Raw genomic sequence first — 20,242 nt, forward strand, 5'->3', positions numbered from 1 at the left:
TATGCCGCTACACATGATCAAACTTGCCGTCGGCGTGCCAGACGTCGAATGGCTGGAAGAGCGCGCCTCGAAGGGCGTGCCCCTGGTTGTGCATACACGCATGACCCCCAAGCGTGCGCCGGAAATGGAAGACGGCGGATCGCTTTATTGGGTGGTCAAGGGTTCGATCATGGCCCGCCAGCCGATTGTGGACATCACCACTTTGGGCGAGGGGCGTGACAGCCGCTGTGAAATCACACTGGCTCCGCAGGTCATCCGCACGTCTCCCACGGTACGCCGCGCCTTTCAGGGGTGGCGCTATCTGGAGCCCAAGGATGCGCCCGCCGATCTGGATGTGATCGATACGGGTGAAACTCCCCCCGAGCTTGCCTCCATGTTGCGCGAACTGGGGGCATGGTAGGCGAACATAGGTTCGTCTTTGTGTCTCTAACGCCTGTTATTCCCGCTGGGCCGTAAGGCCTTGCGCCTTTTTCTTGTTTTCTTCGGACGCCCACCTTGTTCAGCCCAGCCCACCGCACAACCCTGAAAGATTTGATGGCCCTTGCATGGCCAGTGGTGCTGGCGCGCATTGGTATCATGACCATGGGCCTGACCGACGCGATTGTGGTGGGCCACCATTCGTCGCGCGAACTGGCTTTTCACTCTCTGGCCTGGGCGCCATCCTCGGTGATTCTGACCACGGCTGTTGGCCTGATGATGGGCGTACAGGTGATGACGGCGCGTATGCGTGGCGAGGGGCGTCATGAAGAAGTGGGTGCTGTCCTGCGTCGCGGACTGGTCTACTCGCTACAGATCGGTGTGGCGTCGATGGTGCTGCTGGCGCTGATTGGGCCATTCCTGTTGCCGCGTCTGGGTTTTCAAGACGGTCTGGGCGAAGGCGCTGCGCTGCCTCTGACGATTTTTGCACTGTCTATGCCCGCCTATCTGATTTCGGTGGCGGCACAGTTCTTTCTCGAGGGATTGGGTAAGCCCAAGCCGGGCATGTGGGCGATGTGGGCCGCCAATATCGTCAATATTGCGCTGAATGTTGTGCTGGTGCCCGATATGCTGGGTCTGGGACTGCATGGTGCGGCGGCGTCGGCATGGGCGACATTCGGCGCGCGTATGGCGCTGGCCATCTTCCTGATCGTTTATATCCTGCGCCTGCCGGAAGCCAGATCATGGGGCCTGTTCGTAAAGCCCAAGCGTGATCGGGAAACCGAAAGCGAGCAGGTCAAAATCGGTCTGGGGGCGGGTGCCTCCAACTTTATCGAGGTGGGCGCTTTTGCCGCCATGATGATTGCCGCAGGTTTGTTGGGTGCCAACGAGACGGCAGGCTGGGCCATTGTCATCAACACCTCGGCGATCGTCTTCATGTTGCCGATGGGGCTGTCTTCGGCCACGGCGGTTCTGGTCGGCAATGCCTATGGGGCAGGTGACCACGAAGGCGTCAAACGGGCGGGCTGGATCGGTATGGCGGTGGTGGCCGCATTGGCCACGGTTGTGGGGCTGGTGATCTGGCCGACCGCACATCTGATTACAGGTGCGTATAGCAATGACGCCGCTGTGCTGGCGATTGCAGCACCGGCTCTGGCTCTGGCGACCCTGTTCTTTGTAGCGGATGCCATACAGGTGGTGGCGGCTCAGGCTAATCGTGCGGCAGGCGATGTGTTGATGCCCACCGTTATGCACTTTGTGTCCTATGGAGTGGTGATGATCCCGCTCGGTTTCCTGTTGGCACCTACTTTGGGGGTCAACGGTCTGGTTTGGGCAGTGATTGTGGCCAGCCTGATCTCGGGGCTGCTGTTGGGACTGCGTTTTCACCGCGTCTGCAAACGTGCGGCTCGCACTTCGCATCAAGCGGCAGGGTGACGAAGGGGCAAAGCCCCTCTATATCCCCAGCATTACTCTAACCTAGTGGAACATTATGACCCGTATCCTCATCACCTCGGCGCTGCCCTACATCAATGGCATCAAGCACCTTGGGAATCTGGCCGGGTCGATGTTGCCCGCCGATGTGTGGGCGCGTTTCAAGCGCGCCGAAGGCCATGATGTCCTCTACATCTGCGCCACGGACGAACACGGCACGCCGGCCGAGCTGGCTGCTGCGGCTGCCGGACAAGACGTTCAGACCTATTGCGACGAACAGCATCAGGTCCAGAAGAAGGCTGCCGATGCCTTTGGCCTGAGCTTTGACTGGTTCGGCCGTTCGTCCGGCCCGCAAAACCGTTTCTTGACCCAACATTTTGCCAAGGTGCTTGAAGAAAACGGCCTGATCGAAGAGCGCGTAGATCGCATGATCTATTCGATCGACGATGGCCGCTTCCTGCCGGACCGCTATGTCGAGGGCACCTGCCCGCACTGCAAGTTCGAGAAGGCGCGCGGCGACCAGTGCGACAATTGTGGTCGCTTGCTGGACCCGACCGATCTGATCGATCCCTATTCGTCGGTGTCGGGCAGCCGTAATCTGGAGGTGCGCGATACGCGCCACCTCTATCTGCTGCAAACCAAGATCGAGCCGCAAATTCGCGACTGGGTGAACAGCAAGACCGACTGGCAACCTCTGGCCAAGTCCATTGCCAACAAACATCTTGATGAAGGCCTGATCGACCGTGGCATCACGCGCGACCTGTCATGGGGCGTGCCGGTGGTCGGCCCCGATGGCGGTTCGCGTCCGGGCATGGAAGGCAAGGTCTTCTATGTCTGGTTTGACGCGCCGATCGAATATATTGCCGCGACGCAGGAATGGGCCGAGGCCAACGGCAAGACGTGGAAAGACTGGTGGCGTCTGGACGAAGGGGCCGAGGACGTCCGCTATGTCCAGTTCATGGGCAAGGACAATGTGGCCTTCCATACGGTCAGCTTCCCCGCCACCATCATCGGTTCGGGCGAACCGTGGAAGACCGTGGACCAGCTCAAGGCCTTTAACTGGCTGAACTGGTACGGCGGCAAGTTTTCGACCTCGATGAAGCGCGGCGTCTTTATGGATCAGGCGCTGGAGTTGCTGCCGGCGGATTACTGGCGCTGGTACCTGACGGCCTATGGCCCGGAACATTCGGACGCGGCCTTTACGTGGGAACAGTTCCAGAGCGCGATCAATAAGGACTTGGCCGACGTTCTGGGCAATTTCGTCAATCGCATCGTCAAGTTCACGGAATCCAAGTTTGACGGCGTCGTACCAGAGGGCGGCGTAGCCGGTGAGGTTGAGGCCAAGCTGGAAGCCGATCTGCGTACGGTCATCGCCGAGGCGACCGAACATTTCGAGGCCATGGAATTCCGTAAGGCCGCTGCCGCCGTGCGTGGTGCTTGGGCACTGGGTAACGAATATCTGCAGTTCGCTGCGCCGTGGACGGCACTAAAGACTGATCGCGATCAGTCTGCGGTCGGGGTTCGTACAGGGCTGAACCTTGTGGCTTTGTTTGCCCGTTTGGCTGCACCGATCCTGACGGCTTCGGCTCCCAAGATTGCTGAATCGGTTGGGTCGACAGATCTGTCATGGCCTAAGGCCGATGAGGATTTTCTCAATGTCCTGCCCATTGGCCAAAAGGTCGAGGCGCAAGGCGTGCTGTTCAACAAGATCGACGACACCATGGTCGCCGAATGGTCCGAACGCTTCGGCGGTGCCGAAAACTGATCGGGCGATACAGCCCAATAAAAAAGCCCCCGCAGAGGATGCTCTGCGGGGGCTTTTGTTTGTAGAGATCATCCTTGAATGACGGGGTATCCGGCTTCTGTCCAGGCCATGATGCCGCCCGTCAGGTTGAGGACAGGTTGGCCATCCTTGGTTGTGGGGCCTACGAATTCACAAACGCGTCCGCTGCGACCACCCGACTTGCATTGGACGATCACGGTCTTGTCTTGTGGCAGGTCCAACGTGTCCCATGCTTGCGGCATCTGGCTGAGCGGGGCGAAGAGAGTGCCGGGGATACGGGCATTATTCCATTCATCCTGTTCGCGGACATCGACCATAATGGCATCGCCAGCATCCAGCAGGGCCTTGGCGTCTTGGACGGTAATGGCTGAAACACTCATGGGGCAGACTCCAGTTTAGGATCGGTCGCCGCAGCCGTTGCCGGTACGATTACTGACGGCGGGGCATCTGCAGCATGTCGACTGTGTTTTGCCACTTCTGCAGGGCCGATGTCCATGAAGTCCGGTACGCGCATATTGAACGTCTCGGTATTGCCGGTACGGACGATCACTTGACGGGCACCGTCCCAGATCATGTGCAGGGCCACATAAAGTACGACGACCAGACCGATATAGCCGATCCAGCTAAAGCGATGCAGAATCTTGGCGATATAGGTGGCGGCCACACCCATCAGGGCAATCGACAGGACAAGGCCGAACACCATGACCCACGGATGTTCATGTGCCGCACCGGCAACGGCCAGCACATTATCCAGTGACATGGCGACATCGGCGATGATGATCTGGGTGAGCGCGGCCCCAAAGGTTTTGCGCTTCAGACCGAGGGCTTCGGGTGAAGGGCCGGTGCCATGTTCGATGCTCTGGGCCAGTTCCAGTTCATGCTGGGCCTCGGCCTGATCGTGTGTCGATTGTTCGCGTAGTTCGCGCCACATCTTCCAGCACACCCACAAGAGCAGGAAACCGCCTGCCATGAGCAGGCCGATAATGGCCAAAAGCTGAATGGTAATCAGGGCAAAGCCAATACGCAGCACCACCGCAAAGCCGAGGCCAATCAGAATCGCTTTTCTGCGTTGTTCTTGTGGAAGGGCGGCAGCGGCCAGACCTACTGCGACCGCATTATCGCCAGCCAGCACAAGGTCCATCAGCATGACCTGCCCGAGGGCGACCAGCTGACTCATAAATTCGGGAGAGGAAAGGAAGTCCATCGGGACAACCTAGACCTCGCTGGCCCCTGCGCCAAGTTGCCGCAGGAAGACCAGCGAAATCATAGCTTAGCGGTCAGCTTGTGAGCTTTTGGGCGCGAGAAGCTTCATAAAGTGCAATCGCGGCGGCATTGGAAACGTTCAGCGATTCAAAACCGCCCGGCATCGGGATTTTGGCGATGGCTTCACAGTGCTCGGTCACCAGACGTCGCACGCCGTCACCTTCGGACCCCATGACGATAACAGTAGGGCGTTCATCCAGCGCCTGTTCCAGCGTCAGTGCCGCAGAACCATCCATGGCGATAGCGCGCCATCCCATATCGTTCAGCTTTTCAAGTGCACGGGAAAGATTGGTTACACGCGCATGCGGCAAACGCTCGGTGGCACCGACCGAGGCCTTGGCCAGTGGACCGGCGAGTGCAGGGGCGTGGCGATCCTGCACAATTATCCCGCGCGCGCCAAAGGCGAGGGCCGAACGGAAGATTGCCCCGACATTCTGCGGGTCCGTGAGCTGGTCCAGCATGACCAGAATCCCTTGGGCGGGTTCGGCCAGATCTTCGAGGGCGACACCTTCAAGCGGCTGACATTTGAAAACGAATCCCTGATGGACGGCGCCGGCGGGTAGAATTCGATTCAATTCATGGGAATCAACGACTTCGATTCTGTGCCCATGGGCCAGATTCTGCGACTCAATTTCTTCAGCGCGGTCGGCTGTAACGATGAGTCGACCGGTTCCTCGGCGTGCCGGATTGGCCAAAGCGGCGAGGACAGGGTGGCGGCCCCAAAGAAAATTGTCGGCGTTGATGGCCTGTTTGGGCGATTTTCTACCCTCAGACTGGAATTTAGGTGCTTGATTGTGCGAGGAATTACCCCGCGAGGCACCCTTTTCGTCGCGTCTTTGGAAAGATTGTTTTTTCACGGTTTTCGGTCGTTGCGTTCTGAAAAAGGGGACACTATAAGACGGCCTCCGACGAGGCCACGGGCTTTCGGTGAAGGCGCTCTCCTAATACAGGCGTCGCCCGACAGCGAAGGCTTTTGTTGTTATCTGGTTGAAAAATCAGATCCAACAAGTCCAAGTCGGCACATTGCTAAGCGCGCTGGGGGAATGTCCCGAGTGGCAAAGGGGGCGGACTGTAAATCCGCTGCGTAAGCTTCGCAGGTTCGAGTCCTGCTTCCCCCACCACGCGCTGGCAATGGCCGATTGAATGGACTAAACGCTTCAACGGAAAATCGGGTGCGGAAACGCCAGCCTCCACAGGTTGGGGCAACGCATTCTTCGCGCGGGTATAGCACAATGGTAGTGCAGCAGCCTTCCAAGCTGAATACGCGGGTTCGATTCCCGCTACCCGCTCCAGGTTTTATGAACTGAGCACAGCGCCCTTCCGCATTGGACCCGGGCCACAGGAGTTTGGCCATGGCCAAGGAAAAGTTCGAACGCACTAAGCCGCACTGCAACATCGGCACCATCGGTCACGTTGACCATGGCAAGACCACGCTGACGGCTGCGATCACCATCACGCTGGCGAAGGCCGGTGGTGCAACGGCTAAGGCCTATGCGGACATCGACGCTGCGCCGGAAGAAAAAGCCCGCGGCATCACGATCAACACCTCGCACGTTGAGTACGAGACGGCTAACCGTCACTACGCCCACGTGGACTGCCCGGGTCACGCCGACTACGTGAAGAACATGATCACCGGTGCTGCCCAGATGGACGGCGCTATCCTGGTTTGCTCGGCCGCTGACGGCCCGATGCCGCAAACCCGCGAGCACATCCTGCTGTCGCGTCAGGTTGGCGTTCCGGCTCTGGTCGTGTTCCTGAACAAGGTTGACATGGTCGACGACGAAGAGCTGCTCGAGCTCGTCGAAATGGAAGTTCGTGAACTTCTGTCGTCGTACAACTTCCCGGGTGACGACATTCCGGTGATCAAGGGTTCGGCTCTGGCCGCCGTTGAAGACCGCGACGCCCACATCGGTGCAGACCGCGTTCTGGAACTGATGCAAGCTGTTGACGACTACATCCCGCAGCCGGAACGTCCGATCGACCAAGCCTTCCTGATGCCGGTTGAAGACGTGTTCTCGATCTCGGGTCGTGGTACGGTTGTGACCGGTCGCGTCGAGCGCGGCATCGTCAAGGTCGGTGAAGAAGTCGAAATCGTCGGCATCCGTCCGGTTCAGAAGACGACCTGCACGGGCGTCGAAATGTTCCGCAAGCTGCTGGACCAAGGTCAAGCTGGTGACAACGTCGGCGTTCTGCTGCGCGGCACCAAGCGTGAAGACGTCGAGCGCGGCCAAGTGCTGTGCAAGCCGGGTTCGATCACCCCGCACACCAAGTTCGTTGCTGAGGCCTACATCCTCACCAAGGAAGAGGGCGGCCGTCATACCCCGTTCTTCACCAACTACCGTCCGCAGTTCTACTTCCGCACCACCGACGTGACCGGCATCGTTCACCTCAAGGAAGGCGTGGAAATGATCATGCCGGGCGACAACGCCGAGCTGGACGTCGAGCTGATCACCCCGATCGCCATGGAAGAGAAGCTGCGCTTCGCTATCCGTGAAGGCGGCCGCACCGTCGGCGCTGGCGTCGTTTCGAAGATCGTTGCCTAAGCAACGCTTTGATCTGACCCCAACGGGTTAAGCCTAACAGACGGCCCTCCGGAGCAATCCGGAGGGCCGTTTTGTTATTTTGTCGCAATTTATGCCCCTGTCCGTGCAAGCAGCACACTGGCGTTGGCCGTATTTGAGCCTTAAGATAGCAACGCGGACGCCGAATGTTGCGCCGCGTTTTGGGCTCTACCCTTTTCGATGTTGACCATCGCTATCGTCGTTGTGCTGCTTCTTGTGGTTCTGAACGGCATTTTCGCTATGACCGAGCTTGCGGTCGTTTCGTCCAGAAAATCCAAACTACATGCACGGGCCGAGCGCGGTGACCGCGGAGCGCGGGCAGCGTTAAAACTGGCTGAAGAACCTACCCAGTTTCTGTCAGCGGTTCAGGTCGGGATTACACTGATTGGTATTCTGGCCGGTGCCTATGGTCAGGCCAGCATTGCCGGTGAACTGGACAAGATGCTGGAGACAAGTATTCCGGCACTCGCGCCTTATTCCCAAATTATCGCCACCGGCGTGGTGGTTGTTTTCATCACCTATATTTCGCTGATCGTTGGGGAGCTGGTTCCCAAGCGTATTGCGCTGATCTTCCCCGAAGCGGTTGCTTCGAAAATGGCGGGACCAATTTCGTCACTGGCCATTGTGATGAAGCCTTTTGTGTTGCTGCTGACGGCCTCGACCTCGGCTATTCTGAAACTGTTGGGCATCAAGGACCGCGATGGTTCGGACGTCACGCAGGAAGAAGTCGAGAGCATGATCGCCGAAGGTACTTCGGCCGGTCTGATCGAGCCCGAAGAGCAGGAGATGATCGAAGAGATCCTGACCCTGGGCGATCGTCCGATCCGTGTGGCCATGACGCCGCGTCACGAGGTCTACTGGATTTCTCTGAGCGATGACGAGGCGACACTGCGTAAAGACATTCGCGAATGTCCGTATTCTCGCATCGTTGTCGCCCGCGAGAGCGATATCGACAGCCCTCTGGGCGTGGTTCACAAAAAGGACGTACTGGATACCTTGCTGGACAAGGGTGTGATCGACATTGAGGGTCTGATCAACGAGCCGGCCTTTATTCCGCAGTCCACCTCGATCCTGAAAGCGCTCGAAATTCTCAAAACCTCTCGTGTTCACATGGCCTTTGTCGTGGACGAGTATGGCAATTTCGATGGCGTGGTAACGGCCACGGACCTGTTGGAAATGATCGCGGGTGACTTCAACGAAGGTCACGACGAGGTCGATACCGGTATCCGCTTACGCGAGGACGGTAGCTGGTCAGTGGATGGCCAGACCGATCTGAACGAGCTGGCCGAGGCTCTGGGCGAAGAGTTCGGAGAACATGATGGTTTCCACACTGTTGCAGGTCTGGTGCTGCACCATCTGTCGCGCCTGCCTGACGAGGGCGAGATTTTGCAACTGGGTCGGTTTGAGGTCGAGGTCATAGATATGGATGACCGTCGTATCGACAAGCTGTTGTTCCGTACGATCTTGAATAAGGCACCGGTGCAAGACGAAAACTAGGACTTTACAGTCCAGTTTTCCCCATGAAGAAAAAGGCCCGCCAGATCACTGGCGGGCCTTTTTTTTTATACGTGCCGGAGTATTTTATTTCCGTACAGGAAGATTGCTCCAAACGGATACGAAACCCAGTACCAGCATGAAGGTGATAAAACCTCCAGCTATAGAGTAAACGGTCATGGCAGCGATTGAGGGCATGGGGAAATCTCCTTTGTCCGCAATCTATGAAAGGTGTCGGTCTCTGGCGTTGCGATAGATCAAACAACGCAGATAGATAAATGGTTTTCTGTATTGGCCGACACCGCGATTTCGACGCGCCCATAACTGTCGCGCCCCTTAACTATGCCAATGTCATGACAGACTTTGAGGGGGGCCGGACGGTGGCTGATAAGGATCAATCCTTGTCCGGTAAGTTTGAGACGTTTGTCCAAGCGTTCGATAATGCAGGTCTCGGTGACGGCATCCAGTCCTTCAGTGGGTTCGTCCAGAACAAGGAAGGGGGCATGACGCAGATAGGCGCGCGCCAGCCCCAGACGTCGGCGTTCGCCACCGGAAAGGTAGCGCGCATTTTCGCCCAGAGGCATGTCCAGTCCCTGCGGAGACTTCAGAATACGCGAGGCGAGGCAGGCATCTTCGAGTGCGGACCACAGTTCTTCATCACTGGCTTTCGGCGCTGCGAGACGCAGGTTCTGTGCCACTGTACCGGTAATGAACTGGGCCTGTTGCGGGGCATATGAGAACAGGCTGCGTGCCTGTTGTGGGCTGACTTCGCTCAGGTCGTATTCGTCGAGACGTATAGTGCCTGCTGCGACCGGACGCAGGTGCATCAATTGCTCGATAAACGTGGTCTTTCCCGAACCGGAAGGACCACTCAGCCCCAGTCGTCCGCGTGTCCGCAATACATAGTGTTCGCCGATGGTTATGCGCGATTGTAGCGGCTCGTTGATGACGGGGGCGGGTGAGCAAACCAACGGATCAAGCCGTTCCATGGCCGCATCAATAGACCCCTTGTGCGAGAGCGTGCCAATCAAGGTCGCGGCGGCATCCAGCACCGCAACACTGCCCAGAAGGGCCAAGGCCATAAGCGGGGCGGACTGGTTGGCTGTGGTTACAAACACGGCCACAACTGCAACTGCCATGGCAAGCGTCTGGCATAGGCCCTGCCACCCGCTACCGACAGAAAGGCGGCGCTGCGCGCTTTCGTAGAGGTCGGATGTGGCGAGTATCTGGGTGCTTGCCTTCTGGGTCATGCCATAGGCACGAAGCTCTGGCGCGGCAGCCATCAGGGTGGTCAGTTCGTGCTTGAAGCGACCTGCGGAAATGCGCGTGTCGCGACCGGCTTTCTCGGTGGCGATTTTGGCCAGTGTTATGGCCACCAGAATATAGAGGCCGCCGATGACCCCGACCGACAGGGCCGTTACAGGGCTGGCAAAGGCGCATAACACGATACCGGCGATAAGGGCGGCTGCGGCTCCCCAGGGCGCGGACAGGCGCACAAAGCGATTCTGGATGGCATCCACATCCTGAAGCAGGCGCGACGAGGTTTCGCCAGAAGACAGGCTCAGGCTGACGGCTGGATTGGCGCGGGCGATATTGTCGAACAGTTGGGGGCGCAGCTTGGCCAGAGCATGCAGGGCGGCATCATGGCCGATGACACGCTCGCCATAACGGCCAGCGGTGCGCAGTACCGCCAGCAAGCGGATCATGGCGCTGGGGATCATATAGTTGAAGGTCATCGCCACGACCGAACCGGCAAGGCCGGCAATGGCCGATGCTGTCAGGAACCATGCCGAAAGGCCTAGCAGCACAACGGCGGCGGCTGAGACAATCATGGCGCAGACACTGGCGGCGATCAGGCGGCCGATCTGGGCTTTTTCCTGAGCGGCAACAAGCTGGTGGATACCGGACTTCATAACGATAACTCCACCACAGTATCGGCAAGGGCTGCGACGGCGGCGGAATGGGTGGCAATCACAGTCGTACGGTCTTTGGCAGCCTGTTGGATCACGGCAAGCAGATCGTTCTCGGATCGAGCGTCGAGATGGGCGGTCGGCTCGTCCAGAAGCAGGATCGGGGCCGGTTTCAGAAAGGCGCGGGCAAGACCCAGACGGCGGCGTTCTCCGCCGGACAGGCCGCCACCGCGCTCGTCGATAACACGGTTGAGATCGCCGCGAAGACCGGCCTTGACGGCAGCTTCCATGATCTGTCGGTGCGAGGCCTGGGGCAGGGCGATGCGGATATTGTCTTCTAGCGTGCCCGGGATCACCATCGGAGCCTGACCTGCATAGGCAATGGAGGCTGACAGGTCATCGTCACAAAGCAAGGGCTGGCCATCGACAAGAATTCGGCCCGATGTCAGGGGCGATAGGCCCAAAAGAAGATGGATCAGACTGGACTTGCCCGAGCCGCTGGCACCGACCAGGGCGATGATGCGACCGCTGGGGACAGTCAGGCTGAAATCACGAACGGCCGGTGCCGCGTCACCATAGGCAATCGTGACCTTGTCGAATGTCAGAGCCGGAGCATGATGAAGTTCGAGACTGCGACTTATGGCGGTGGGAACAGCCTGTTCCAGAGCTTTGAGGTGCGGTACGGCGGAATCGGCGGCCTGTCGGTCGTGATAGGCCGCGGCGAGGCGGCGCATCGGTTGATAGACTTCGGGAGCCAGCGCCAGCAGGAAGAAGGCTTGGCCCAATGTCAGCATGTCCGGTGCCGGAAATGGCAAAAGGCGCAAAAGGTTGAAGCCGCAATAGACGGCCACCAGCGCCACCGCGAGGGCCGAGAAAAACTCGAGTATGGCCGAGGACAGGAAGGCAACCTTGAGAACGCTGGAGGTGCGACGGGCCAACTCGTCGGAGGCGCGGGCAATCTGGCGGCTTTGCTGGGCCTCGGACTGAAAGGCGAGGATGGCTGGCAAGGCGCGGATACGGTCGAGGAACAGACCTGACAGACGCTCCATCGCCACAAACTGGCGGCGGCTTTCTGCCGCTGCTGCCATGCCGGTGAGTGCCATGCCGATGACAAAGGGCAGGAGGGTAAAGATCAATATTCCTGCTGCGAACGGGCTGACGATAGCAGCGGCTGCAATCAGCACCAGTGGCGACACTACGGCTGCGGTACGGATCGGGCGAAAGCGGGTGATGAAACCGTCCAGCGCATCGACCCCTTCAACGGCGGCGGTCATGGCTTCGGAATCCGAGAGTTGTCCGCTGAAGACACCGGGCATCAGGCGTTGGCGGATTGCGGATTTGATGCTCTGGCTCAGATGCGAGGCACTGATGGTTGCGGCCTGTCCAAGAACGCCCCTTAAAAGAAGGCTTGCCACGGCCAAGGCTGCGCCGGGCGCGACGGCTTTCAGCACCGCCGCTGCGCTGGAATCGGTAAGTGCAGGCACAAGCGCGCCCAGTGACAGACTCAGACCCGCCGCAAAACCGATTGCAGGTACGACATCGGCAATCACCAGCGCAGCCGATAGTGCCGCACGTCTTTTCCAGGGGGCTGTCGCCGTCGATAGCCAGTCTGCTGCCGCGCGACTGGCTTTTTTCGAGGCAGGGGAGGAAGGATTTACATCTGTGGCCGTCATGATGCCCGTTCTTTAATGCGCCTGACGGACTTGCCAAAGTTGCAAACGACAGATTTGCTAGGCGTAATGTCCAAGGACCGAACGTCCAATGGGCCAGAGACAACTTAGTGACGGATCAGTGCGTAGGCTTTGATCAGGATCAAGGCCATAGATTTCTTGTGAGTTTATTCGACACACAATGCCGGTTTTTACACTGGCGGTCAGGAGCCTTTTGTCATGGTCGACCTAGCGGTCGTGGACCTATCGCGTCTTCAGTTCGCACTGACGGCGCTTTACCACTTTTTATTCGTGCCCCTCACGCTGGGGTTGTCCTTCATGCTGGTCATCATGGAGTCGATCTATGTGATGACCCGTCGCCCGATCTGGCGCACGATCACCCGCTTCTGGGGTGTGCTGTTCGGCATTAACTTTGTGCTGGGTGTCGCCACGGGCATCACCATGGAATTCCAGTTCGGCATGAACTGGAGCTATTACTCACACTATGTGGGTGACATCTTCGGTGCACCGCTGGCCATTGAAGGTCTGATGGCCTTCTTCCTTGAAGCCACATTTGTCGGCCTGATGTTCTTTGGCTGGGATCGCCTGAAGCCGCATGCCCACCTGTTTGTGACCTTCATGGTGGCGCTGGGCACCAACCTGTCGGCCTTGTGGATCCTGATCGCTAACGGCTGGATGCAAAACCCTGTCGGTTCGGCGTTCAATCCGGACACCATGCGTATGGAAGTCGTGGATTTCATGGCTGTGCTGTTCAACCCGGTGGCACAGGCCAAGTTCGTACACACGGTTTCGGCCGGTTATGTCTGTGCGTCGGTATTCGTTCTGGGTGTTTCGGCTATCTACATGCTGAAGGGCAAGCACAAGGGCTTTGCCAAACGTTCGATGACGGTGGCAGCAGCCTTCGGTCTGGCTTCGTCCCTGTCGGTCGTCGTTCTGGGCGATGAGTCGGGCTATGCCCTGACCGATAACCAGAAGATGAAACTGGCGGCTCTGGAAGCCATGTGGGAAACGGAAGAAGCGCCGGCTGGCTTGACCGCTATCGGCTTCCCGAGCCTGGAGGATCGCAAGACCCACTATGAGGTCAAGATTCCCTATGTGCTGGGTCTGATCGCCACCCGTAGTGTGGATAAGCCGGTTGAGGGCATCCTTGAACTGGTCGCGATTTCCGAAGACCGTATCGAGCGCGGTGTGGTCGCCTATGACCAGCTTGAAAAGATCAAGGCTGATCCGACCGACATGGTTGCCCGTGGCGCATTCGAACAGGTCCGCAATGATCTGGGCTATGGTCTGCTGCTGAAACGCTATGTGGAAGACCCGCGCATGGCAACGCCGGAACAGGTGCAATTGGCTGCATGGAGCACCGTGCCGAACGTGCCCGTGATGTTCTGGACCTTCCGCGTAATGGCAGGGATCGGTTTCTTGATGATCGGCCTGTTTGCGACGGCCTTCGTCCTGTGCACCCTGCGTAAGCATGACACCAAGTGGTTCCTGCGTCTGGCCGTGCTGGCCATGCCGCTGCCGTGGATCGCTATCGAATTCGGCTGGATTCTGGCCGAGGTGGGTCGTCAGCCCTGGGCTGTGGACGGCGTGCTGCCGACCTTCCTGGGCGCTTCAAGCCTGACGGTTCCGCAACTGTGGGCCACGATTATCGGCTTTACGCTGCTCTACGGTGCTTTGGCCGTGGTCGAGGTTGGGCTGATTGTCCGTGCCATCAAAAAGGGCCCGTTCCACGAACAGGAACAACAGGCACTGCTCGCGGGCGAAGATGCCCCCGTGGCGGGCTGAGAAGGATAATCGAAGATGGAACTGCTTCTCGATTTTGCCACGCTTCGCGTGATCTGGTGGGCATTGGTCGGCATTCTGCTGATTGCTTTTGCCCTGACCGACGGTTTTGACCTCGGTGTCGGTGCCCTGCTGCCCTTCGTCGCCAAGACCGACGCGGAACGCCGCATGGTCATCAATACGGTCGGTGCCACATGGGAAGGGAACCAGGTCTGGTTCATTCTCGGCGGTGGTGCGATCTTTGCTGCATGGCCGTTTGTCTATGCGGTCAGCTTCTCGGGCTTTTATCTGGCCATGTTCCTGGTGCTGTCGGCGCTGATCTTGCGTCCGGTCAGCTTCAAGTACCGCTCCAAGCGTCCAGAAGCCAAATGGCGCTCGTTCTGGGACTGGTGCCTGTTCATCGGCGGTTTTGTACCGGCACTGGTGTTCGGTGTGGCCATGGGCAATGTCTTGGCGGGTGCACCCTTCCGGCTGGATGACACGATGCGTGCCTTCTATGATGGTAGCCTGCTGGGCCTGTTCACGCCATTCACGCTCGTTTGTGGTCTGTTGTCGGTGACGATGCTGGTTCTTCATGGTGCGGCATGGCTGGGCCTGAAAGCCGAGCGTGGTCCGGTCAATGACCGCGCCCGCAAGATTGCTCTGGTTTCGGGTATCCTCAGCATTGTTCTGTTCGCGGTGGGTGGTTTGTTCATCGCCTATGGCGACATGGGCTTCCGTTATGCAGGTGAAGTGGACATCAACGGTGCCTCGAACCCGCTGCGTACGGCCATGGTAGCGGCACCGGGAGCCTGGCTGGACAACTACGGCAAGTATCCGTGGATGATGATCGCGCCTGCTTTGGGCTTCCTCGGTGTGATTGCGGCCCTGATCGGACTTCAGCGTCGCAACGAAGTCTTGGCCTTTGGTGGTTCGTCGGCTTCGGCGACGGGCATCATTGCCACGGTCGGTGTCTCGATGTTCCCGTTCATCCTGCCGTCCACGGCGGATGCGGGTTCCAGCCTGACGGTCTGGAATGCATCGTCCAGCCATCTGACTCTCTTCATTATGCTGCTGGTTACGGTCGTCTTCCTGCCGCTGATCCTGATCTACACGGCGTGGGTCTATAAGGTGATGTTTGGCCGTTCCACGACCGACGCCCTCCAGACCAACCCCGACCTCTACTAAGCCTTAAGGAGAAACTCTGATGTGGTATTTCGCCTGGATTTTGGGCTTGGGCCTTGCCGTTGCATTCGGTGTTCTGAACGGGCTGTGGCACGAGTTCCGTCTGTTTGACGAAGGTGATGACGGTCGTTCCGAACCCTGACCTTCGGCAATGACCTGATTGAAAACCCTCTTCGGTTTCCGGAGAGGGTTTTTCTTTTGTGAGTATATTTTCAAAGAGTTGAGGCAGATCAAGGCGAGCATTGGTGTCCTGAGACACAGTCGTTTTCAACATCAAGGCCCTTCTTGTTTGGTTGGGCTGTGTATTGAGGAAGACTTAGATGAAAACCTCTGCTGCCTTGTTGGCTGCCGCTTCGGTTCTATGCATGGCGGGGGCTGCTTCGGCCCAAGCTCAACCTTCGGATACGGTCGGCAAGGGTACCTTGATTGTGACCGCACGCATGACAGGTGTTCTCACTTCGGCAGATGACGCCATTGTAGATGCAACCGGCGCGGCCAGTGGTCTGAATGTAGATGTGTCCGATGACTGGATGCCGACGCTGGGCTTTACCTATTTCGTGTCGGATCATTGGGCCATCGAGGGGATTCTGGGCGCGACCCAGCACGAGGTGAAGGCCAAGGGCGCAGGGACCGACGTGGCCGTGCACGAAACCTGGGTTTTGCCGCCGATCGTGACCGCTCAATATCGTCCGACACCGAACAACCGCATCAGCCCCTATGTGGGTGCAGGGGTCAGCTATATGGCCTTCTTTGAGGGCAAGGACAAAAACGGCTTCACCGTCGATATCGATGACGGATTTGGCGTTGCCCTGCAAGCGGGCGCCGACATCAATCTGTCAGGTCCGTGGACGCTGAACCTTGATGCCAAGAAGGTGTGGTTCGATACCGATGCCAGTATCAATGGTGGCGCGCTGAAAACCAATGTCAGCCTTGATCCTTGGGTCGTATCGCTGGGCGTTGGCCGTAAATTCTAGGGCTCAAATGAAAAGGGCGCACCCTGTTTGCAGAGTGCGCCCTGATCTATCGGTATAGAAGCTTGCTTAGACCTCGCCGTCGCCCAGTGCCTTGAGAGCTTGAGGATCGACAATGGCAATGTCATTGCCGGGCAATAGGCGAATAAGGCCGGAGGTCTTAAGTTGCGTCATCACGCGGCTGACAGTCTCGATGGTCAGACCCAGATAATCGGCTATATCGAGACGGGTCATCGGCAGATGCACCTGATCTTGCAGGCCGCCCAACTGGTGCTGTCGTGCCGACAAGCGCACGAGGAAGCTGGCCAGCCTCTCCTTGGCGGTTTTACGCCCTAAAAGGACAATCTGTTCCTGTGCGGCCATCAGCTCGTCACCGGCCAGCGCCACCAGACGATGCTCCAGTGCGGGCAGGGCATTCAGTAGCTGGTCGAAATTATTGCGTTTGAACCGGCAGGTCTGAAGCGGCGTAAGGGCTTCGGCGGTGAAATTCGCCACGCCACGACCGCCCAGACCCAGAAAATCGCCCTGAAATAGGAAGCCGGTGATCTGGCGGCGACCATCGGGCAAGAGGCGGTACAGCTTTACTGCGCCTTCGACGACATTGAACACATAGGGATTCGGGTCGCCTTCGTGGAACAGAGCCTGTCCTGCCTCGACATGAACCGTGTCGCTATTGCTGGCCATGCTGTGCAGTTCGTGGCCCTTGAGGTCGGCGCAAACCCCTAGCGGGCGGGCACCGCAGGTGGCGCAGGGATGCACATCCTCAAGCGCAATATTCTGCGGCTCCGCCAATTGGCTGGGGGTATTCAATGCCTGATCTCCAAGCTCGTGACAGCGTCAGGCTATCATAGTCGTGCTTCGGTTATTTTACGAACCGCGGTGCGCGAGATTTTAGACCAAGGTCGAATATGGGGGGCGCAAAGGTGTGGCGTCGGGGGCTATCCGCAGGGTCGCTTCGGTCGTGCAGGATAACTGGTACAGCGCGTGTTCCAGTGCATCGCGCACCAGAGGACGTACTCCCATCTCACGCACGAAAAACGGGCCTGCCCACAAGGTTTCGCCATGTTCGAGATCGGGCAGACGCCACCAGCAGACAAAGCCCAATATGCCGCCGCGCTGATTGCGCGCCACCAGAATGCCCCGCCCATCGGGATCAGCATGCCAATCGCAAAGAAAATTTTCCCAGCGTTCGTTCGACAGGTCGGGTCTGGCCCATCGCGCCAGAGCATAGGCCGCAGTTTCATCGTCTGGCTTTAGGGCCGATACGAGAAGCCCCGATTGGGGGCAGGGAGCGGCATTTATATCGACGTGTAAATCTCGCATGTGACCATTTGGGCTAATGGCGCACACCGGACCTTGATTTGAATCAAGCGCCGAAAAAGGCTGTTATGGCAAAGCGATGAAGTAGAATCGTATTGCGGAGACTCGGCCATGGCCACCCACCCGACAGAACCTATCCATGGTCGCGCCGCACTGGCGATTTTGAAGCTATTGAATGGCCAGAACTTGATGACATTGGCCGTCAATCGTCCCGATGGTCGCCCCCACGCAGCGACGCTGGGTTATATGAATGACGGGCTGAATCTTTATTTCATCACCGCCAAGAACAGCGAGAAATTGTCGAATATTCTGGCTGACCCGCGTGTAGGCGTGGCGGTACGCGGCCATGCCGAAGAAGGTGAGGCGGTCGGTGTGTCGATGGATGCGCGGGCAAAAGTGCTGACAGACATGACCGAGATCGAGCATGTGATGGGCCTGATTCTGGAACGGGCACCGGAAATTTCCCCCTGGGCACCCGGATTGGGCCGGACGGTGGTCGTAAAAGTGATTCCCGAAACCATCGAAGCTGTGGCTGTGATCGACGGACGCAGCCATGCGCAGTCCTATCAAATCGGCGATGTCGAGGCTGTAATGGCCGATGTGGACTATGAACCCAGCGCTGTAGCGCGCCTTTTCTGAAAAAATCGGGGGTTAAGCGCAACTTGTGCCCAATACCCCTTGAAATACAAATGGGGGTCAGGCATACGCCCCCCTCTGGCGAGGGTCGCGCCGCTAGAGGAAACTTGAACGGCGCGAAGATCTTTGTCCGGGACACTAGGAGTGTAGCTCAGCTGGTAGAGCATCGGTCTCCAAAACCGAGGGCCGGGGGTTCGAATCCCTCCACTCCTGCCATTCCCCCTGTTGCAATCGTATGGGAGTTCCCATGTGATGGGGCAGGAACCAGAGATTGAAGAGACGTCATAATGGCTAAGGCGAAGACCCCACGCGGTCGCCGCAATCCGGCAACCCAGACCGCCGCTGCACAAGGTGCCGCGACAGTCACTGTCGACACGCCTTCCCCCAAGAAGAAAACCTCGATTCCGCAGTTCATCAGTGAAGTTCGCGCTGAGGCTCGCAAGATCGTCTGGCCGTCGCGCAAAGAAACCTGGATCACCTCGGTTATGGTGTTCATCATGGTGGCTATTGCGGCTGCATTCTTCTGGATCGTTGACGCAGGCCTGACGCTGGGCTCTTATTCTCGGTATTGGCCGATAACAGGAGACGCGCAGATGTCTGATGCAGCGCCCGTAGCGGCCAATCCCCGCCACAAGTGGTATATCGTTCACGCCTATTCGAACTTCGAAAAGAAGGTCGCCGAGTACCTGCGTGATCAGGCCAAGCAACAAGGCCTGGAAGAACATTTCTCGGAAATCCTCGTTCCGACCGAAGACGTGGTGGAAATCCGCCGTGGTCGTAAGGTCAACTCGGAACGCAAATTCTTCCCCGGCTATGTGCTGGTGAAGATGGAGATGACCGACCAAGCCTACCACCTGGTCAAGAACACCCCGAAGGTCACCGGCTTCCTCGGTGCCGCTGGTGGCACCAAGCCGCTGCCGGTTTCTGAACGTGAAGTCCAGAACATCATCGGTGCTGTGCAAGAGGGCGTCGAGCGTCCGAAGCCCACGATCCATTTCGACATCGGCGAAAAGATCAAGGTTACCGACGGCCCATTCGCCAGCTTCGACGGTACGGTCGAAAGCGTGGATGAAGAAAACACCCGCCTGCGTGTTACCGTTTCGATCTTTGGCCGCGCGACGCCAGTCGATCTGGAATACAATCAGGTCGAAAAGGTTGGCGAGTAAGTTTCGTCGAACCTGCACCATATTCAAGGGCCGTTTCCAGACCGGAAGCGGCCCTTGTTTTATATCGGTAGGCGTTTGTGGCTTGGTTGATTTGCGTTTGCGGGGTGGCTCTGTTAAAGGCCCGCCTTCGCTTTGCAGTCATCTGACTCGCAATGCGTCAAATCCGTGGGAGGCAGCCATGCCAGACCACGGCTCACCGATCCGGCTGCAATGCCGGGTTCATTGTTAGGAGAGACAAATGGCCAAGAAGATTCTCGGCTACATCAAGCTGCAGGTTCCGGCTGCATCGGCGACCCCGTCGCCGCCGATCGGTCCGGCTCTGGGTCAGCGCGGTGTGAACATCATGGGCTTCTGTAAGGAGTTCAACGCTCGCACCGAGAAGGTTGCCAAGGGCACCCCGCTGCCGACCATCATCACCGTCTACCAAGACAAGTCGTTCACCTTCGTCACCAAGACGCCGCCGGCGACCTGGTATCTGAAGGAAGCCGTCAAGATCAAGTCGGGCTCGGCCAAGACGGGTCGTGAGTCGGCTGGCAAGATCACCGTGGCTCAACTGCGTGAAATCGCAGAAGCCAAGATGAAAGATCTGAACGCAAACGATCTGGACGCTGCGACCAAGATCATCGAAGGCTCGGCTCGCGCCATGGGCCTCCAAGTGGTGGAGGGCTAATTAG

General features: G+C 58.3%; 19 protein-coding genes, 3 tRNA genes and 1 pseudogene. 16 read left to right on the forward strand and 7 right to left on the reverse strand.

Annotation, left to right across the window (positions count from 1 at the left end):
- Window position 1: 1 nt before the first annotated feature.
- From WEU32_RS04835 to metG, 3 genes are all read left to right on the forward strand, one after another.
- Window positions 2-400: a DUF1489 domain-containing protein gene (locus WEU32_RS04835; RefSeq protein ID WP_312137664.1), complete on the forward strand. Its 399-nt coding sequence runs from the start codon at window positions 2-4 to the stop codon at window positions 398-400.
- A gap of 95 nt (window positions 401-495) precedes the next feature.
- Window positions 496-1,851 (forward strand): MATE family efflux transporter, encoded by a 1,356-nt coding sequence (locus WEU32_RS04840; protein WP_406853080.1) that lies wholly within the window; start codon window positions 496-498, stop codon window positions 1,849-1,851.
- A gap of 55 nt (window positions 1,852-1,906) precedes the next feature.
- Window positions 1,907-3,613 (forward strand): methionine--tRNA ligase, encoded by a 1,707-nt coding sequence (gene metG / locus WEU32_RS04845; protein WP_406853081.1) that lies wholly within the window; start codon window positions 1,907-1,909, stop codon window positions 3,611-3,613.
- Window positions 3,614-3,681: 68 nt separating this feature from the next.
- On the opposite strand, the gene WEU32_RS04850 is transcribed toward metG, so the two are convergent.
- The 3 genes from WEU32_RS04850 to rlmB form a co-directional block, all read right to left on the reverse strand.
- Window positions 3,682-4,011: a rhodanese-like domain-containing protein gene (locus WEU32_RS04850; protein ID WP_406853082.1), complete on the reverse strand. Its 330-nt coding sequence runs from the start codon at window positions 4,009-4,011 to the stop codon at window positions 3,682-3,684.
- A complete protein-coding gene (locus WEU32_RS04855; RefSeq protein ID WP_406853083.1) occupies window positions 4,008-4,835 on the reverse strand; it encodes a TerC family protein in 828 nt (275 codons plus the stop codon). Before WEU32_RS04855 ends, WEU32_RS04850 begins: the two co-directional genes overlap by 4 nt.
- 73 nt (window positions 4,836-4,908) lie before the next feature.
- Complete coding sequence (rlmB, locus tag WEU32_RS04860) at window positions 4,909-5,751, reverse strand: 23S rRNA (guanosine(2251)-2'-O)-methyltransferase RlmB (protein ID WP_312137671.1); 843 nt, start codon at window positions 5,749-5,751, stop codon at window positions 4,909-4,911.
- A 180-nt stretch (window positions 5,752-5,931) separates the two neighbouring features.
- On the opposite strand from rlmB, the gene WEU32_RS04865 reads away from it, so the two are divergent.
- The 4 genes from WEU32_RS04865 to WEU32_RS04880 all read left to right on the forward strand — a co-directional run bounded on the left by WEU32_RS04865 (window position 5,932) and on the right by WEU32_RS04880 (window position 8,952).
- Window positions 5,932-6,015, forward strand: a tRNA-Tyr gene (locus tag WEU32_RS04865).
- A gap of 97 nt (window positions 6,016-6,112) precedes the next feature.
- A tRNA-Gly gene (locus tag WEU32_RS04870) sits at window positions 6,113-6,186 on the forward strand.
- A gap of 60 nt (window positions 6,187-6,246) precedes the next feature.
- Entirely contained in the window at window positions 6,247-7,437 is a 1,191-nt protein-coding gene (gene tuf / locus WEU32_RS04875) for an elongation factor Tu (RefSeq protein ID WP_312813874.1), read from the forward strand.
- 198 nt (window positions 7,438-7,635) lie between these two features.
- Complete coding sequence (locus WEU32_RS04880) at window positions 7,636-8,952, forward strand: hemolysin family protein (protein ID WP_406853084.1); 1,317 nt, start codon at window positions 7,636-7,638, stop codon at window positions 8,950-8,952.
- Window positions 8,953-9,206: 254 nt separating this feature from the next.
- Here WEU32_RS04880 and WEU32_RS04885 read toward each other — a convergent pair whose 3' ends face one another.
- Both WEU32_RS04885 and cydD read right to left on the reverse strand, forming a co-directional pair.
- Window positions 9,207-10,862 carry an amino acid ABC transporter ATP-binding/permease protein gene (locus tag WEU32_RS04885; protein ID WP_406853085.1) on the reverse strand — a complete coding sequence of 552 codons (1,656 nt, stop codon included), beginning with the start codon at window positions 10,860-10,862 and terminating at the stop codon, window positions 9,207-9,209.
- A complete protein-coding gene (cydD, locus tag WEU32_RS04890; RefSeq protein ID WP_406853086.1) occupies window positions 10,859-12,532 on the reverse strand; it encodes a thiol reductant ABC exporter subunit CydD in 1,674 nt (557 codons plus the stop codon). Before cydD ends, WEU32_RS04885 begins: the two co-directional genes overlap by 4 nt.
- Window positions 12,533-12,748: 216 nt before the next feature.
- Here cydD and WEU32_RS04895 point away from each other — a divergent pair, with 216 nt between their 5' ends.
- The 4 genes from WEU32_RS04895 (at window position 12,749) to WEU32_RS04910 (ending at window position 16,449) form a co-directional block, all read left to right on the forward strand.
- Window positions 12,749-14,314: a cytochrome ubiquinol oxidase subunit I gene (locus WEU32_RS04895; protein WP_312137678.1), complete on the forward strand. Its 1,566-nt coding sequence runs from the start codon at window positions 12,749-12,751 to the stop codon at window positions 14,312-14,314.
- 15 nt (window positions 14,315-14,329) lie between these two features.
- Entirely contained in the window at window positions 14,330-15,478 is a 1,149-nt protein-coding gene (gene cydB / locus WEU32_RS04900) for a cytochrome d ubiquinol oxidase subunit II (RefSeq protein ID WP_312137680.1), read from the forward strand.
- A gap of 19 nt (window positions 15,479-15,497) precedes the next feature.
- The gene (cydX, locus tag WEU32_RS04905; RefSeq protein ID WP_312137682.1) at window positions 15,498-15,617 is read left to right on the forward strand and encodes a cytochrome bd-I oxidase subunit CydX; all 120 of its coding nucleotides are present in this window, start codon (window positions 15,498-15,500) and stop codon (window positions 15,615-15,617) included.
- Between the two features lie 178 nt (window positions 15,618-15,795).
- Window positions 15,796-16,449, forward strand: coding sequence for an OmpW family outer membrane protein (locus WEU32_RS04910; protein ID WP_312137683.1), 654 nt, complete (start codon window positions 15,796-15,798; stop codon window positions 16,447-16,449).
- A 66-nt stretch (window positions 16,450-16,515) separates the two neighbouring features.
- Here the strand turns inward: WEU32_RS04910 and WEU32_RS04915 are convergent, their stop codons facing one another.
- Both WEU32_RS04915 and WEU32_RS04920 read right to left on the reverse strand, forming a co-directional pair.
- Window positions 16,516-17,256 (reverse strand): Crp/Fnr family transcriptional regulator, encoded by a 741-nt coding sequence (locus WEU32_RS04915; protein WP_406853087.1) that lies wholly within the window; start codon window positions 17,254-17,256, stop codon window positions 16,516-16,518.
- Between the two features lie 81 nt (window positions 17,257-17,337).
- On the reverse strand, window positions 17,338-17,769 hold the full coding sequence (locus WEU32_RS04920; RefSeq protein WP_406853088.1) for a hypothetical protein: 432 nt from the start codon (window positions 17,767-17,769) through the stop codon (window positions 17,338-17,340).
- 108 nt (window positions 17,770-17,877) lie between these two features.
- Here WEU32_RS04920 and WEU32_RS04925 point away from each other — a divergent pair, with 108 nt between their 5' ends.
- The 5 genes and pseudogenes from WEU32_RS04925 to rplK all read left to right on the forward strand — a co-directional run bounded on the left by WEU32_RS04925 (window position 17,878) and on the right by rplK (window position 20,238).
- On the forward strand, window positions 17,878-18,405 hold the full coding sequence (locus WEU32_RS04925; RefSeq protein WP_406853089.1) for a pyridoxamine 5'-phosphate oxidase family protein: 528 nt from the start codon (window positions 17,878-17,880) through the stop codon (window positions 18,403-18,405).
- A gap of 137 nt (window positions 18,406-18,542) precedes the next feature.
- Window positions 18,543-18,618: transfer RNA gene (locus WEU32_RS04930), tRNA-Trp, on the forward strand.
- A gap of 71 nt (window positions 18,619-18,689) precedes the next feature.
- A pseudogene (secE, locus tag WEU32_RS04935) lies at window positions 18,690-18,890 on the forward strand (preprotein translocase subunit SecE); the annotation flags it as partial.
- Between the two features lie 105 nt (window positions 18,891-18,995).
- A complete protein-coding gene (gene nusG, locus WEU32_RS04940; protein WP_312137693.1) occupies window positions 18,996-19,568 on the forward strand; it encodes a transcription termination/antitermination protein NusG in 573 nt (190 codons plus the stop codon).
- A 238-nt stretch (window positions 19,569-19,806) separates the two neighbouring features.
- Window positions 19,807-20,238, forward strand: a complete 432-nt coding sequence (gene rplK, locus WEU32_RS04945) for a 50S ribosomal protein L11 (protein WP_167179383.1) — start codon at window positions 19,807-19,809, stop codon at window positions 20,236-20,238.
- The last annotated feature ends 4 nt before the right edge of the window (window positions 20,239-20,242 follow it).

This window comes from Brevundimonas sp. BH3, from assembly GCF_045345115.1.
Lineage (GTDB): Bacteria > Pseudomonadota > Alphaproteobacteria > Caulobacterales > Caulobacteraceae > Brevundimonas.